The 15117-nt window shown below is 63.3% G+C and carries 16 protein-coding genes; 11 read left to right on the top strand and 5 right to left on the bottom strand.

Features of this window, described 5'->3' with window-relative positions; all coding sequences use genetic code 11:
• Nucleotides 1–27: 27 nt before the first annotated feature.
• The 4 genes from clpP (at nucleotide 28) to SynRS9907_RS00320 (ending at nucleotide 4650) form a co-directional block, all read left to right on the top strand.
• Nucleotides 28–702, top strand: coding sequence for an ATP-dependent Clp endopeptidase proteolytic subunit ClpP (clpP, locus tag SynRS9907_RS00335; protein WP_186494226.1), 675 nt, complete (start codon nucleotides 28–30; stop codon nucleotides 700–702).
• Between the two features lie 90 nt (nucleotides 703–792).
• Complete coding sequence (gene clpX / locus SynRS9907_RS00330; protein ID WP_114988861.1) at nucleotides 793–2142, top strand: ATP-dependent protease ATP-binding subunit ClpX; 1350 nt, start codon at nucleotides 793–795, stop codon at nucleotides 2140–2142.
• Nucleotides 2143–2146: 4 nt separating this feature from the next.
• On the top strand, nucleotides 2147–2785 hold the full coding sequence (locus SynRS9907_RS00325) for a lecithin retinol acyltransferase family protein (RefSeq protein ID WP_188021443.1): 639 nt from the start codon (nucleotides 2147–2149) through the stop codon (nucleotides 2783–2785).
• Between the two features lie 23 nt (nucleotides 2786–2808).
• Nucleotides 2809–4650, top strand: a complete 1842-nt coding sequence (locus SynRS9907_RS00320) for a DNA polymerase III subunit gamma/tau (RefSeq protein WP_188021442.1) — start codon at nucleotides 2809–2811, stop codon at nucleotides 4648–4650.
• Nucleotides 4651–4706: 56 nt separating this feature from the next.
• Here SynRS9907_RS00320 and SynRS9907_RS00315 read toward each other — a convergent pair whose 3' ends face one another.
• Together SynRS9907_RS00315 and SynRS9907_RS00310 are read right to left on the bottom strand one after the other, a co-directional pair.
• A complete protein-coding gene (locus SynRS9907_RS00315; RefSeq protein WP_188021441.1) occupies nucleotides 4707–6026 on the bottom strand; it encodes a glycosyltransferase family 2 protein in 1320 nt (439 codons plus the stop codon).
• Nucleotides 6027–6050: 24 nt separating this feature from the next.
• A complete protein-coding gene (locus SynRS9907_RS00310; protein ID WP_188021440.1) occupies nucleotides 6051–7610 on the bottom strand; it encodes a SpoIID/LytB domain-containing protein in 1560 nt (519 codons plus the stop codon).
• A gap of 57 nt (nucleotides 7611–7667) precedes the next feature.
• Here SynRS9907_RS00310 and rpmI point away from each other — a divergent pair, with 57 nt between their 5' ends.
• The 3 genes from rpmI to SynRS9907_RS00295 are packed head-to-tail and all read left to right on the top strand — an operon-like array spanning nucleotide 7668 to nucleotide 8799.
• Nucleotides 7668–7865, top strand: a complete 198-nt coding sequence (gene rpmI, locus SynRS9907_RS00305) for a 50S ribosomal protein L35 (RefSeq protein WP_006852081.1) — start codon at nucleotides 7668–7670, stop codon at nucleotides 7863–7865.
• A 56-nt stretch (nucleotides 7866–7921) separates the two neighbouring features.
• Nucleotides 7922–8269 carry a 50S ribosomal protein L20 gene (gene rplT / locus SynRS9907_RS00300; RefSeq protein ID WP_011363098.1) on the top strand — a complete coding sequence of 116 codons (348 nt, stop codon included), beginning with the start codon at nucleotides 7922–7924 and terminating at the stop codon, nucleotides 8267–8269.
• Between the two features lie 11 nt (nucleotides 8270–8280).
• Complete coding sequence (locus SynRS9907_RS00295) at nucleotides 8281–8799, top strand: hypothetical protein (protein ID WP_188021439.1); 519 nt, start codon at nucleotides 8281–8283, stop codon at nucleotides 8797–8799.
• 38 nt (nucleotides 8800–8837) lie between these two features.
• Here the strand turns inward: SynRS9907_RS00295 and SynRS9907_RS00290 are convergent, their stop codons facing one another.
• Nucleotides 8838–9383: a hypothetical protein gene (locus SynRS9907_RS00290; protein WP_188021438.1), complete on the bottom strand. Its 546-nt coding sequence runs from the start codon at nucleotides 9381–9383 to the stop codon at nucleotides 8838–8840.
• 51 nt (nucleotides 9384–9434) lie between these two features.
• On the opposite strand from SynRS9907_RS00290, the gene SynRS9907_RS00285 reads away from it, so the two are divergent.
• The 4 genes from SynRS9907_RS00285 (at nucleotide 9435) to SynRS9907_RS00270 (ending at nucleotide 12949) form a co-directional block, all read left to right on the top strand.
• Nucleotides 9435–10268 (top strand): thiazole synthase, encoded by an 834-nt coding sequence (locus SynRS9907_RS00285; protein WP_188021437.1) that lies wholly within the window; start codon nucleotides 9435–9437, stop codon nucleotides 10266–10268.
• A 77-nt stretch (nucleotides 10269–10345) separates the two neighbouring features.
• Nucleotides 10346–10519, top strand: coding sequence for a photosystem II assembly protein Psb34 (gene psb34, locus SynRS9907_RS00280; RefSeq protein WP_114988853.1), 174 nt, complete (start codon nucleotides 10346–10348; stop codon nucleotides 10517–10519).
• Between the two features lie 74 nt (nucleotides 10520–10593).
• Entirely contained in the window at nucleotides 10594–11790 is a 1197-nt protein-coding gene (locus SynRS9907_RS00275; RefSeq protein ID WP_115009693.1) for an NAD-dependent epimerase/dehydratase family protein, read from the top strand.
• A gap of 13 nt (nucleotides 11791–11803) precedes the next feature.
• Complete coding sequence (locus SynRS9907_RS00270; protein WP_188021436.1) at nucleotides 11804–12949, top strand: glycosyltransferase family 1 protein; 1146 nt, start codon at nucleotides 11804–11806, stop codon at nucleotides 12947–12949.
• Here the strand turns inward: SynRS9907_RS00270 and mrdA are convergent.
• Both mrdA and SynRS9907_RS00260 read right to left on the bottom strand, forming a co-directional pair.
• Nucleotides 12946–14733 (bottom strand): penicillin-binding protein 2, encoded by a 1788-nt coding sequence (gene mrdA, locus SynRS9907_RS00265; protein WP_188021435.1) that lies wholly within the window; start codon nucleotides 14731–14733, stop codon nucleotides 12946–12948. The two genes, SynRS9907_RS00270 and mrdA, sit on opposite strands and share 4 nt — an antisense overlap.
• Nucleotides 14730–15113, bottom strand: coding sequence for a hypothetical protein (locus SynRS9907_RS00260; RefSeq protein WP_188021434.1), 384 nt, complete (start codon nucleotides 15111–15113; stop codon nucleotides 14730–14732). Before SynRS9907_RS00260 ends, mrdA begins: the two co-directional genes overlap by 4 nt.
• Between the last annotated feature and the right edge of the window lie 4 nt (nucleotides 15114–15117).

Genomic DNA, 15117 nt, shown 5'->3' with positions numbered 1-15117 from the left:
GGCCCAACTTCACCGCATACCGATCGCGTGATCGACGCCCGCAGTCACCACCCCATCCAGAACCGCTGGCGGGCCGCCATGCCCGTCTCGGCACCGGGGCCGCTGCCCACGGTTGTGGAACAGTCCGGTCGCGGCGACCGCGCCTTCGACATCTATTCCCGCCTGCTGCGGGAGCGGATCATCTTCCTTGGCACCGGCGTGGATGACGCCGTTGCCGATGCCCTGGTGGCGCAGATGCTGTTCCTCGAAGCCGAGGATCCCGAAAAGGACATTCAGATCTACATCAACTCACCAGGCGGTTCGGTCACGGCTGGCCTGGCGATCTACGACACGATGCAGCAGGTCGCCCCTGACGTGGTGACCATCTGCTATGGCCTCGCCGCCAGCATGGGTGCCTTCCTGCTCTCCGGAGGCACCAAAGGCAAGCGACTCGCCTTGCCGAATGCCCGGATCATGATTCACCAACCCCTTGGTGGCGCCCAGGGGCAGGCGGTGGACATCGAGATCCAGGCCAAGGAAATCCTCTACCTCAAGGAAACCCTGAACGGGTTGATGGCGGAGCACACCGGCCAGCCGCTCGACAAGATCTCGGAAGACACCGACCGTGACTACTTCCTTTCTCCGGCAGAAGCGGTTGAATACGGCCTGATCGATCGCGTGGTGGACAGTTCCGGGGACGGAGGAATCATTACGGAGGGCTGACAGACGCCCTTCCGTTCTCGATCCTGTGTGTTCAGGGAGACCCCATCGGTTGATTCCTGAGTTGTTCTCCTGTGTGGTGCCCAGCGTTCGATGGCCAAGTTCGATGCCCATCTGAAGTGTTCGTTCTGTGGGAAATCCCAGGACCAGGTGCGCAAGCTGATCGCCGGACCTGGCGTTTACATCTGCGACGAATGCATCGATCTCTGCAACGAGATCCTGGATGAAGAGCTGGTGGATGGTCAGGGCAACCCCCGCCACAGCCACGAGCCGAGCCGAAAGGCCACCCCAGCCGCCCGCAAGAGCAGCAAACCGGCCCCGACCCTGGCCTCCATTCCTAGGCCTCAGGACATCAAGAGCTTCCTGGATCAGCAGGTGGTCGGCCAGGACGCGGCCAAGAAGGTGATGTCTGTAGCGGTCTACAACCACTACAAACGTCTGGCCTGGCAGGGGGATGGCCAGGGCGAAACCGAGGAAACGGCAACCCGGCTGCACAAGAGCAACATCCTGCTGATCGGACCCACCGGCTGCGGCAAAACGCTGTTGGCCCAGACCCTGGCCGAAATGCTGGACGTGCCCTTCGCCGTGGCCGATGCCACCACCCTCACCGAAGCGGGCTACGTGGGTGAGGACGTGGAAAACATCCTGCTGCGGCTGCTGCAGAAAGCCGACATGGATGTGGACCAAGCCCAGCGGGGGATCATCTACATCGATGAAATCGACAAGATCGCCCGCAAGAGCGAGAACCCCTCGATCACAAGGGATGTGTCCGGCGAAGGTGTGCAGCAGGCCCTGCTGAAAATGCTGGAGGGCACGGTGGCGAACGTGCCGCCCCAGGGCGGGCGCAAGCACCCCTATCAGGACTGCATCCAGATCGACACCAGCCAGATCCTGTTCATCTGCGGTGGTGCCTTCGTCGGTCTGGACGACGTGGTGCAGAAACGCATGGGCCGCAATGCCATCGGCTTCATGCCCAGCGATGGCCGTGGACGCAGCCGCGCCAACCGCGACCTTCAGGCCGCCCAGGTGCTGCGGCACCTGGAGCCGGATGATCTGGTGCGCTATGGCCTGATCCCCGAATTCATCGGCCGGATGCCGGTGAGTGCCGTGCTGGAGCCCCTGGACGAAAGCGCCCTGCAATCGATCCTCACCGAACCCCGTGATGCTCTGGTGAAGCAGTTCCGCACCCTGCTGAGCATGGACAACGTACAGCTGCAGTTCGCCGATGACGCCATCGAAGCGATCGCCCAGGAGGCGCACCGGCGCAAGACCGGGGCCCGCGCCCTGCGCGGCATCGTTGAGGAGCTGATGCTGGACCTGATGTACGACCTGCCATCCCAGACATCGGTGAAGGAGTTCACCGTCACCCGGGCGATGGTGGAGGAACACACGGGCGGCAAGGTTCTACCCCTGCCTGGCGCGGAACAACAGAAGACCGCCTGAAGTCTTGGCTGCCGCTGACCACCTGGAGGTGCCGCGTCAGCACGGCCTGTTCAACCACCACGGCATCGACCTCGGCGACGGAACCGTCGCCCACTATCTGGAAGGGCGTGAAATTCTGCGCAGCCCCCTGGAGGAGTTCAGCCAGGGGCAACCGCTGCGGGTGATCCACTACGTCAAGGCGTCTCCGCAGGGTGTGACCCTGCGCCGGGCCATGGGGCGCCTGGGAGAGCAGGACTACAACCTGCTGTTCAACAACTGCGAGCACTTCGCCACCTGGTGCAAAACCGGACGTCATCGCAGTGGCCAGGTGGACTCCGTGCTGGAACGAGCCCGCGACTGGAGCGGGCTGATGCCTTCGGCGCTGATGCGGGGCCTTGAGCTCCTGGTGCAACGGGGCCTGCTCGATGACGACGCCCGCGCCATGGCCAGGCGGGGTGTGGAGAAGCTGGAACGCCTGCGCCTCTCGCTTCTGCACAAGTTGGAGGGTCTGCTGGAACGGGCTGGAGAGGGAACCGATCGCAGGCTGCTGCTCACGGGCCAGAGCCTGGCCGATGAACTGACAGCCATCGAAGACCTGAAACAACGGATTGACACCCTGCTCCAGCAGCACCCCGCCCTTCCAGGCTCCGATTCCTCTGAGTAATCTCCTCTCAACGCTCGCGGCGCATGAGTTCGGCCTACCAGCCGCTGCATCACAAATACCGGCCCCAGCGCTTTGATCAGCTGGTGGGGCAGGAGGCGATCGCCGCCACCCTGGGCCACGCCCTCACCAGCAATCGGATTGCCCCGGCCTATCTGTTCAGCGGCCCCCGCGGCACCGGCAAAACCTCCAGCGCCCGCATCCTGGCCCGCTCACTCAATTGCCTGAACAGCGAGGGGCCCACTCCAGAGCCCTGTGGCACCTGCGAGCTCTGCACCACGATCGCCGCCGGCACCGCCCTCGATGTGATCGAGATCGATGCCGCCTCCAACACCGGCGTCGACAACATCCGCGAGCTGATCGAACGCTCCCGCTTCGCACCGGTGCAGGCCCGCTGGAAGGTGTACGTGGTGGACGAGTGCCACATGCTCTCCACAGCAGCCTTCAACGCCCTGCTGAAAACCCTGGAGGAGCCCCCGCCGCAGGTGGTGTTCGTGCTCGCCACCACCGACCCGCAACGGGTGCTGCCGACGATCCTCAGCCGTTGTCAACGCTTTGATTTCCGACGCATTCCTCTGGATGCCCTGAACAAGCATCTGAGCTGGATCGCCGCACAGGAAGCGATTGAGATCAAACCTGAGGCCATTCATGTGGTGGCCCAGCGGTCTCAGGGAGGCCTGCGGGATGCGGAAAGCCTGCTGGATCAGCTGAGCCTGCTGCCACCACCGATCGAAGCTGCTGCGGTGTGGGATCTGCTGGGGGCCGTGCCCGAACAGGAACTGCTGGAGCTGGTGGAGGCCATGAGCAGCGCCGAACCTGTACAGCTGCTGGAGGCCACCCGCAACCTGCTGGACCGGGGCCGGGATCCCGGGGCCGTGCTGCAGGGTCTTGCCGGAATGCTGCGCGATCTGGTGCTGATGGCCGCCGCTCCGGAGCGACTGGAACTCACCAGCGTGTCGCCCCAGTTCCGCGAGCAGCTGCCCGCCCTCGCCAAGACCATCGGCAGAGCCCGCTTGCTGCAATGGCAGGCGCAACTGCGCGGCACCGAGCAACAACTGCGCCAAAGCGTGCAACCGCGCCTCTGGCTGGAAGTGCTGCTTTTGGGGTTGCTGGCGGAACCAGCAACAACGCAACCGGCAGCAGCAGCAAGCCCACCGACAACACCAGTCGCCCCTCCTGCGCCCACGCCTTCCACCGCAGCCCCTGCAGCAACCCCTGCAATCGAGGCGCCCGCCCCCAGCCCAAAACCTGCCCCTGCGCCATCACCGGAACTGCCAACGGTGTCCACCCCTGCACCGGCAGCCAGCACCAACCTGCCCGAGCTCTGGCAGCAGATCCTGGGCAGCCTCGAATTGCCCTCCACCCGGATGCTGCTGTCGCAGCAGGCCCAACTGGTGCGCCTTGATACCAACCGTGCCGTTGTGCAGGTGGCAGGCAACTGGATGGGGATGGTGCAGAGCCGAGCATCCCTGCTGGAACAGGCCGTGGCCAAAGCGCTTGGAGGCTCGCGGCAGCTGGTGCTGGAGGCCAGCAACAGCGCCATGCCACCTCCGCTGGCAACAGCCCCGGTCACAACCCCCTCGATCACTCCACCAATCACAACCACCCCGGTCGCAACCACGCCGGTCGGGACAGCCCCAGCAGCGGTCGAGCCCCCAACTCCGGCACCCTCAGCAACACCAGCGTCAGCCCCGGTGCCAGCGCCAGAACTGCCGCACACCCAAGCCAAACCGTTGGACGCCAACCCGGCAGCTGCACCAGCAGAACCCAACCCTCAACCCAGTCCTCCCTCAGGCCTGGATCGTCAGGCCCGCAACCTGGCGGACTTCTTCAACGGTCAGGTGCTCGACGTTGACGACGTCAACTGAGTGAACGTCGATTCAACGACCCTCGCCCCGGTCATGCCGTTCAACAGGCAACAACCTCAGGCCTGAACCGGATGCTCCTGACCATGGCTGGTTTTGGCCCAGACCAAGCGTTTGGGGAGCAGTGACATCCGCAGCGTCACCCAGGGAATCACCACAAACCAGTGACCGAGGTAGGCGATCGCCACAAGGAGATTGGCCAGGCTCGCTGAGGGGATCTCCGGCCCTTCGCTGCCACCACGACAGCCGCGCCAGTAAGCCAGACCCGAAACGCTGAAGGCCACCACAGACAAGGGCCAGTAGACCGGCAGGCTTCGTGTGATCAGAGCCGTGCTCAGATCAGCGAAGGACACCACCGGCAGGGCGTACTGGAGCAGAAAAAAGGCCGTCAGATCCCAACGCTGGCGAAGACTGAGCTGAGCCGACGTCAGCACCGGCCAGTAATCAAAGAAGCGCTGCAATCCGCCTTCCGCCCAGCGCTGCCGTTGTTTCCACAGGGCATGGAGACCAGGAACAGCCTCTTCCTGGACCGGAGGGTCCCACAACAATCCCACCAAGGCCCCATGGGTCAGCAGGCGGAAGCTGAGATCCAGGTCATCGGTGACGGTGTCTTCGTTGAAACCACCACTGGACTCGAGCACGGAGCGCTTGATCAGCTGTCCGTTCCCCCGCAGTTCGGCGACGCCTCCATTGGCCAGTCGGCCCGACTGGATCACCGCATCCAGAGCCATCTCCATCGCCTGGGATCGGGTCAACCAATTGCGATCGGCATCAATCACGGCCTTGCGCAGCTGCACAGCCGACCAGCCACCCTCCAGGGCGTAGGGGACAAGGCGCTCGAGCAAGTCGTCCTGCAACTGAGCATCAGCATCAAGCACCAGCAGCCACTGACCTTTGAGGCAGCCCAAAGCGGTGTTGAGCGCACCCGACTTGCCCCCACCGGCATTGCGCTGGCGATGGATCACGTTCAGCTCAGGGTGCTGGCTGGCCAGATCGTCCAGCAGCTCAGAGGTTCGATCAAGACTGCCGTCGTCGATCACCCAGGTGGTGAGCTGCCCGGACGGATAACGCAGTGAAGTAAGCCGTTCCACCAAACGCGGCACCACCGCCTCTTCGTCGCGGGCGGCCACCACCACATCCAGGCTGGGAAGCTTCGTCCGATCAATCTCCGGCACGGACACCGATGACCCACGCATCAGTTGCCCGCGCATGACGGAACGGAGGCCATAGCCCCCAAGCATCAGGGCAAGACTGATGGCGGGCCAGAGCGAACGAGCGGAATCCAGCCAATGGGGTGCAGCTCCAGCACATCCACAGGCGAACAGGAACGCTGCCGATTTCACCCGACGGTGATCACCCGATGTGGCGTTCGAGCTCATCCAGCTGCCCAGGTGGGAAGGACTTTAGGGGGACTGCACCAGTGTTGAGAGTGGGCCGTAGACAGTCCCTGGGTAGTAATGGCTCAGGATCCGCTCCACGGGCCAGCCACGCCAGGCCAGATCAATGGCTCCAGCCTGCGACAAACCGGCCCCATGGCCAAAGCCACCACCCACCACCAACCAGCGTTCGGCCCCCTGAGGCTCCAAGACGAACAGGGTGCTGGGCAGCGTGCGGAGGGTCCGGCGAATGGCATCCAACTTGAGGATGACCGGAGCGGCGTCGCTGCTGCCTGAGATCTGCAAGGCCAGCACCCTGCCGCTGGCGCCCCGCTCCAGCACCTTTAATTGCAAAGGCGAAACCAGCGGGTCTGCAGCAGCTCCAAGGGCCTGACGCAAGGCCGGACCCGAAAGGGTTCGGGTCCAGCGGAAGCGGGGGTGGCGCTGGCCAAAGGCCCCACTGCGATCGGCAAGCAACGCTTCCACCGCCTTGCGCTGCTGCAGAGGCAAGGGATGACGGTTGGTCCAGCCCTCATCCCCATCCGGCTGCGCACGCAGATAAGTGGTGGGCTGCATGGCCCAGGCTTCCGGCCCGGCAGCCATCACCCCGCCATTGGTGGCGTGATACACGGCGCTGATCGGCTGATTGTTCAGGCTGAGCAACTTGCCCTGAGTGGCTGCAATCGCCTCGCGCACAGCAGCTCCCGCATGGCGGGGATCGCTGTAGACCTGACACTGGGTGTCGCTGCAGAGGTGATAGCCATCAACGCTGAAGCGATGGCTGTTGGCCAGAGCCCAGGTGCGCGCCAGAACGGTCTGGGCCTGCAACGCCGCCATCGGTGAACCGGCACCGATCTCATGGGGCACCACCCCCTCGAGGTAGCGCTCCACCGGCACCTGCTCCACCAGAGTCCAGCTGCCATAGGCATCCCTTTGCAAGCGGAAGGGCCCTTCAAAACGTCCACCCGCCCAGAGCAACCCATCCGAGGCCTCAATCAAGAGAGGTCCTTGCAGGGGGCGCTCACCCTCCAGCGTCTGCAACACCGGTTCGACGGTGCTGGTGACGATGCCTTGCCAATCGCGCACAGCAAGACCATCGGGAACAGGCGAGCCCTCCGGCGCCCACACCTCCCACTCCTTGGGATGGGCCACCTCGGCCGCAACTCCAAGAGCACGCCAACGGGAGGCGACACGATCCGCCGACTCAAAGCTGGCGTAGGGACCTGCAATCCGGCGGGCCAACTTGAGCGGACGGGCCAAGGCAACGCTTCGCCAGGTGATCACGAAACCTGAACCAATCCCTTGCTCCCCGGTGGCGTCGCGAAGGCTGAGCGATCCGGCAAAGGCACGCAGGTTCAAAGCAGCGGCGGTCGCCGTGGCACCAAGGTGATCCGCCAAGGCCACCCAGAGCACCGGTTCATGACCTTCAACCCGCGGTGGGTCAGCGACGGAACGGTGCGTCGCCCGTTGAACCGGTTCCACCACCGGGGGCTCAGACACGGCGGATTGCAGGCCATCAGCCTGCTCACGGGCGCGGCAGCCCAGGCCCACGCAAAGCAGCAATGTGAGCGTCAGGAACCGAATCATTCAGCAGGGGGCACGTCGGGACGTATTGTTGTCGTTTGTGTCCGAACGAGCAGACCAATGCCCAAGCTGAAGACCCGCAAAGCTGCCGCGAAGCGGTTCAAAGCGACCGGCACTGGCAAATTTCTGCGTCGTCGCGCTTTCCGGAACCACCTGCTGGACCACAAAACGCCCAAGCAGAAGCGTCATCTGGCCACCAAGGCCGTGGTGGACCGCACCGATGAAGAGCGCGTGACTCTGATGATGCCCTACGCCTGAGCACAGCTGCTCAGACGAGACCGTTCAACAAGACCTGATCCAACCCTTCCAACCTCATGGCCCGCGTCAAGAGAGGCAACGTCGCCCGTAAACGCCGCAACAAGATCCTGCGGCTGGCCCGTGGCTTCCGTGGTGGCAACGGAACCCTGTTCCGTACAGCAAACCAGCGGGTGATGAAAGCCCTCTGCAATGCTTACCGCGATCGTCGTCGTCGCAAGCGCGATTTCCGTCGCCTCTGGATTGCCCGCATCAACGCCGCTGCCCGCCTCAATGGTGTGAGCTACAGCCGTCTGATGGGCGGTCTCAAGAAGGCCGATGTGCGCCTGAACCGCAAGATGCTGGCTCAGCTGGCAGTTGTTGACCCCGGCAGCTTCACCAACGTCGTGGCTGCAGCCAAGAGCTGAATTTCCCAACCGTGAACCTGCTGCCCCAGACCTACCTGCTGGGCCTGGTCGGCCTGCTTGCCATCGTTGCGGTGGTGGTGGGCCGACAATTTTTTCGTGTGCGTCGCGATGAAGCACGCCTAATTGAGCTCGAGAAATCCGACACGGCCTCGTCTCGACAGGCGTCTGACCTCTACGAACTCGGATCCGTTCAATTGCGAAAGCGGTTGTACCCGCAGGCGGCTGCCACCTTGAAGCAGGCCCTAAAACGCCTGAGTGGTGAGCCGGATGAAGCCCGTGCGCTGATCGAAAACGCGCTCGGCTTTGCTTTGGCAGCACAGAAGGATTACTCCGGTGCCACCAAGCACTACAAGCTCGCTCTGAAGGCGAAAGCGGACTACCCCGTCGCCCTCAACAACCTGGCTTTTGCTCAGGAAAAGCTGCTGAAGGACGCTGAGGCGATCTCCCTCTATGAGCAGACACTTCAACTGGAACCCGACAACGCCACTGCGAAGAAAGGGCTGAAGAAACTCAAACGGCGGAACAGCTGAGTTCTTTCAGATCTCCTTGTTGCCTCACAAAAATATGGTCACCAGAGCGGCTGAACCGGGGGTTCTTCTTCACAGCCACTGGTCAAGGCCAGACGTCCACCCACTCCAGTGCTGGGATTGGCCACGTTGATCAGACGAGGTGCCTGCCAGCTGGTGGGACTGAACATCTGCAGGCCAAGGAAGACGCCACCAGGCTCAAGGCCAGCAATCAAAGGATCCGCCAAGGGAATGAGATCAAGCTGATCCGACCTGGCATGGAGATTGCCTTGTACCGGTGTGGTCACGGAGCCAAGGGTCATCGTGCCCCGAAGGTCCACCATCTGGCCCATGGCCGTCACCTGGGTGATGTCCAACGTGACATCAACGGTGGGATTGCCATCAAAAGGCTCAAATGTGCCGCACCATTGGCGGGGCAACGATTCCGCCAGCTTTGCAGCGCGTGCGACCGGATCGAAGCTCTCAACCTCGAGTTCATTGAGCTCCAGAGGAACCGCTAACTGAATCGGATCCAGAGGCAACTGGGGATTGGTCTGAAATGGAACCTGGCTGCCAGCCGGGAGATCCATGGCAAGCAGGAACGGCATGGAACACGATGGATGATGAAGGAACGGTAGGCCCTTTTGCTCAGACGCGTCATGGATTCGCCCTCCCCCAGCTCCGACCCCCTGACCATTGGCGGGCGTCAGTTCAACAGCCGTTTGTTCACGGGCACCGGCAAATATCCATCCATGGCATCGATGCAGCAGAGCATCGAGCGATCCGGCTGCGACATGGTCACGGTGGCTGTGCGTCGGGTGCAGACCGTTGCAACAGGCCATGAGGGACTGATGGAAGCCATTGATTGGCAACGGATCTGGATGCTGCCCAACACCGCGGGCTGCACCAATGCGGAGGAAGCGGTGCGTGTCGCCAGGCTTGGACGGGAGCTCGCCAAGCTGGCGGGCCAGGAAGACAACACCTTCGTGAAGCTGGAGGTGATTCCTGACTCCCGGCATCTTCTGCCCGATCCGATCGGCACCCTGAACGCCGCCGAACGCTTGGTGAAAGAAGGCTTCACGGTGCTGCCCTACATCAATGCAGATCCCCTGCTGGCCAAACGGCTGGAAGAGGTGGGATGCGCCACGGTGATGCCTCTGGGCTCTCCGATCGGCTCGGGCCAGGGGCTCAACAATGCCGCCAACATCGGCTTGATCATCGAGAACGCCGGGGTGCCGGTGGTGGTGGACGCCGGCATTGGTGTTCCAAGCGAGGCGGCGCAGGCCCTCGAAATGGGCGCCGATGCCGTACTGGTCAACAGCGCCATTGCCCTGGCAGGCGACCCCGCCGCCATGGCCGAGGCTATGGGCCAGGCGGTGATGGCCGGGCGGACAGCCCACCTCTCCGGGCGCTTGCCGCGGAGGGATCAGGCCTCTGCCAGTTCACCGACCACGGGCCTGGTGCAGTCACCCCAATGCAGTGAAGAGACATGAAGTGAGGTGAAGCCTGCTTCATAAAGGCTGGCAATGAGCATTTGGACTCATAAGGTCCGACCAGTCGCATTGGACCCATGTCGGTCACCACGGAAGACGGCGGTCGTCTCAACGCCTTCGCCAAGGAGCCACGCATGGAGGTGATGGACGTCGCCACCAGTCAGAGCCGCAACCGCAGCTCAATGATGATGCTGGTGAGCGGTGGATTGATCGTGGCCGCCATGGTGGCGGTGACCGTCGCCATCAGCTGAGACGGTTCACACTGAAAATCCCTGTAGTAGCTTGCCAGGACTGAGCATCACGCTCGTTCCAGCAGGAGTTTGGGGTGAAAGTTCTCGTTCTCGGCGGTGACGGCTTCTGCGGCTGGCCCTGTGCGGTGAACCTGGCGGATCAGGGCCACGACGTTCTGATCGTGGACAACCTCAGCCGTCGCAAGATCGACATCGACCTTGAAGTCGAGTCGCTGACGCCGATCGTGAGCATCGGTGAGCGCCTCAAAGCCTGGGAGGAAACCGGGGGCAAGCCGATGAGGTTTGTCCACATGGACATCGCCCATGAGTACCAGCGGTTGCTGGATCTGCTTCGGGACGAGCGCCCGGATTCCGTGGTCCACTTCGCGGAACAGCGGGCTGCCCCCTATTCGATGAAGAGCAGCGCCACCAAGCGCTACACCGTCGATAACAACGTCAACGGCACCCACAACCTGCTGGCGGCCATCGTTGAAAGCGGTCAAGACATCCATGTGGTGCACCTCGGCACCATGGGCGTCTACGGCTATGGCTCCCACCGCGGCGCCACCATCCCCGAGGGCTACCTCAAGGTGGAAGTGCCCCAGCCCGACGGCAGCCGCTTCGAAGAGGAAATCCTCCACCCGGCAAGCCCCGGCAGCGTCTATCACATGACGAAGACGCTCGATCAGCTGCTCTTCCTCTACTACAACAAGAACGACAAGGTCCGCATCACCGACCTGCACCAGGGCATTGTCTGGGGAACCAACACCGATGCCACAGACCGTGACCCGCGGCTCACCAATCGCTTCGATTACGACGGCGATTACGGCACGGTGCTGAACCGCTTCCTGATGCAAGCCGCCATCGGCTATCCGCTCACCGTTCATGGAACCGGGGGCCAGACCCGCGCCTTCATCCACATCCGCGATTCCGTGCGCTGCGTCCAGCTGGCGCTGGAGAACCCTCCGGAACAAGGGGAGCGGGTGAAGATCTTCAACCAGATGACCGAAAGCCATCAGGTGGGTGAACTGGCCAAGAAGGTGGCTGCCCTCACCGGCGCTCAGGTCAACAACCTGCCCAACCCCCGCAACGAGGCTGTTGAAAACGATCTGATCGTGGACAACCGCTGCTTCATCGAGCTGGGCCTCAACCCCACAACACTCGATGACGGCCTGCTGAAGGAAGTGGTGGAGATCGCCACCCGCTACGCCGACCGTTGCGACCGCAACCGCATCCTCTGCACCTCCGCCTGGACCAAAACCCAGGCCCAGGCCATCGGTACCGCGTCCTGATCGAGCTTCATCCTTGAAAGTCGCCTTCTTCACCGAAACCTTCCTGCCGAAGGTCGATGGCATCGTCACCCGTCTGACCAAGACGGTGAAGCATCTGGTGGACGCTGGCGATGAGGTGGTGGTCTTCTGCCCGGAAGGCTGTCCGGAGGAGTACATGGGAGCACGCCTGATCGGCGTGCCGGCGATGCCGCTGCCGCTCTATCCCGAGCTCAAACTGGCCTTGCCTCGGCCGGCGGTGTCCGACGCGATCGATGCCTTTCAACCCGATCTGATCCACGTTGTGAACCCGGCGGTGCTGGGTCTCGGCGGCATCTGGCTCGCGAAGAACAAAGGCATCCCCCTGGTTGCGAGTTATCACACCCACCTGCCCAAGTACCTCGAGCACTACGGCCTGGGAATGCTGGAGCCCCTGCTGTGGGAAATGCTCAAGGCCGCCCACAACCAGGCCCTGCTGAATCTGTGCACCTCCACCGCCATGGTGAAGGAGCTCAGCGACAAAGGCATTCAGCACACTGATCTGTGGCAGCGGGGTGTGGACACGGAGTTGTTCCGTCCCGAGCTGCGCAGCGCGGAATTGCGCCAGCGGCTTCTCGGGGGCCATGACGACCGTGGAGCGCTGCTGCTCTACGTCGGCCGCCTCTCGGCGGAGAAGCAGATCGAACGGATCCGCCCCGTGCTGGAGGCCCTTCCCGATGCACGACTGGCCCTAGTGGGCGATGGTCCCCACCGCCAACAACTGGAGAAGCACTTCGAGGGAACAGCCACCACCTTCGTCGGCTACCTCGCCGGGGACGACCTGGCAGGGGCCTACGCCAGCGGCGATGCCTTCCTCTTCCCCTCCAGCACCGAGACGCTGGGGCTGGTGCTGCTGGAAGCCATGGCAGCCGGCTGTCCGGTGGTCGGCGCCAACCGTGGCGGTATCCCCGACATCATCACCGACGGCGTCAACGGCTGCCTCTATGAACCCGACGGCACCGATGGTGGCGCTGCAAGCCTGATCGAAGCCACCCGCCGCCTGCTGGGCAACGACCTGGAACGCCAGGCCCTGCGCAGTGCTGCCCGCGCCGAAGCCGAGCGCTGGGGCTGGGCAGGCGCCACCGAACAACTGCGGACCTACTACCGCACGGTGCTGTCAGCGCCTCAACTCACGGCCGCCTAGCGCTGCCGGGTCCGCTCCCACTCCGCCAACACCTTCTTGGCCATGGGCAGAGCGTGAACCGATCCCCCTCCAGGGGTGTTCTGGGCAAAGGCCACCACAACGATCTTGCCGTCGGGATACGGGGCATAGCAACCGAACCAGGCGTGATCAGGCCCTCCGGTGCTGTCTTCAGCCGTTCCGGTTTTGCCAGCGGCCACAGGAATGCCAGGGCCATTGAGTCCGGCACCGGTTCCGGCCTCCACTACTTTGCGCAGGCCCTCCCGGATCGTCTGCAACGTTGATGGCTTCATCGCCACCTTGGTGCGGTGCTCCGGACTCATCCAGTCGATGTCACCAGCGGCGAGATGTGGCGTCACCAACCAACCGCCATTGGCGAACACCGCATAAGCGCGGGCCAACTGCAGGGGGGTGATCTGCACCACGGACTGACCGATGGAAGCACTGGCCATGTCCTCAGGGATCCAGGGCACCGTGCCGGGCTCCGCCCAACCCCGGCCACGATCAGCCCAGGGCTCATTTCCCACCAGCCCGACACTCTCTTCCCAGCCGATCTCAATGCCGGTTTTCTGCTGAAACCCAAGCTGATCAGCAGCCTGCTTCAACGCCAGGGACCCAACCCCGACGCCCACTTGATAGAAGAAGGTGTTGCTGGAAAAGCGCAGGGCATCGGCATAGCCGATATGACCGAAGCCAGCCCCGTTGTGATCCGGGAAGCAATGGCCGCCGTAGGTGATGCAAGCCTTGGTCTGCAGCTTGGTGTCGGGCGGAAATTTGCCGGATTCCATGCCGGCCATCGCCGTCACCGGCTTCCAGGTGCTGCCGGGGTCATAGGGATTCATGGCCCGGGACAACAACGGCTTCTTCGGATTGGAAAAGAGGGCGTCGTACTCCTTCTGGGTGGTCATCAGCTTGGAGAAGAAGTTCGGATCAAAACTGGGACGGCTGGCCAGAGCCAACACGGCACCCGTTGCGGCCTCCAGCGCCACCACGGCGCCACCAGGCTTGTCGGCCAGCGCCTGCTCCGCCACCCGCTGCAGATCCAGATCGAGGGTGAGCACAAGATCCTTTCCTGCTTGAGACGGTCGATCGCCCAGGTTGCGCTGCACCTCGCCCATGGCATTCACCTCGAGCATCTGGCCGCCCCACTTCCCGCGCAGATGGCGCTCATAGGCCGCCTCAACACCGGTACGACCAATGCGGTCGCGGATCTTGTAGCCCTTCTCCGCCAGCACTTCGAATTCGCTTTCCGTGATCGGCTGGGTGTAGCCGAGGGCATGGGCCGCCAGGGTTCCGTTGGGATAGGAGCGCAGGATGTCGACATCCACCTGGGCGCCCCGCAACCCCAGGGCCTGTTCCCGGAAGCGCAGCACCTGTTCCGGCTTGAGATCGAGGGCCAACGTGGTGCGGTAACCATCCCGATCCAGGCCCTTTTGCCGGCGCTTGTCGAGCAGATCAGGCTTCAGACTCAACAGCCGTGCCAAGCGATCCCGCAGATCAGGCCAGTCGTCATCGCTGACCAGACGCGGCTCGAGGTACAGGGAGTAAGTGAGTTTGCTGGTGGCCAGCACCCGGCCTTTGCGATCAAGCAACCGACCACGAATGGGCGAGCGAGGCACAAGACGGATGCGGTTTTCGTCCGCCAGTTCGCGAAAACGGGCCCCCTCCAGCAGCTGCATCCAGACCAGGCGACTGACCATGGCGCTGCAGAACAGCAACACCAGCATCAGCAGCACCAGGGGTTGCTGACGCAGACCGGTCTGACGCTGCTGGGCGGAACGGGTCATTCCTGTTGCGGCTCTGGCAAACGGCGGCGCAACTCCTCGAGGCGCTCTTCGATCCGCCGCAAGGTCGGCAGCAAATCGTCGGGGGCGTCCTGTTCAACCGGTGTCGGTTCATCAACAGACACCGAGACAGGCATCACCGGATTGCCCAGCCCGGGGCTCACGGCATCCAGCTGGTCTCGGACGCCCCGCGCCACGGGCTCCCCTTCCTGACGCAAATCAGCGATGGGGTCCTCCGAGCCAGCCGTGAACGCCTCCACCACCTTGCCGGGACCCCCCTGCCGGGCACGCTCCATCACGGCCAGCCCCACAGGCAGCACGTCCTGCATCAAGGAGAGACGCAACTGGTCGAGCGGGTTATCGGAGTTGGAATCAGCGGCCATGGGG

The organism is Synechococcus sp. RS9907 (assembly GCF_014279615.1).
In the GTDB taxonomy this organism is placed as follows: Bacteria; Cyanobacteriota; Cyanobacteriia; order PCC-6307; family Cyanobiaceae; genus Parasynechococcus.
This window is presented reverse-complemented; position numbering and strand designations above follow the sequence as displayed.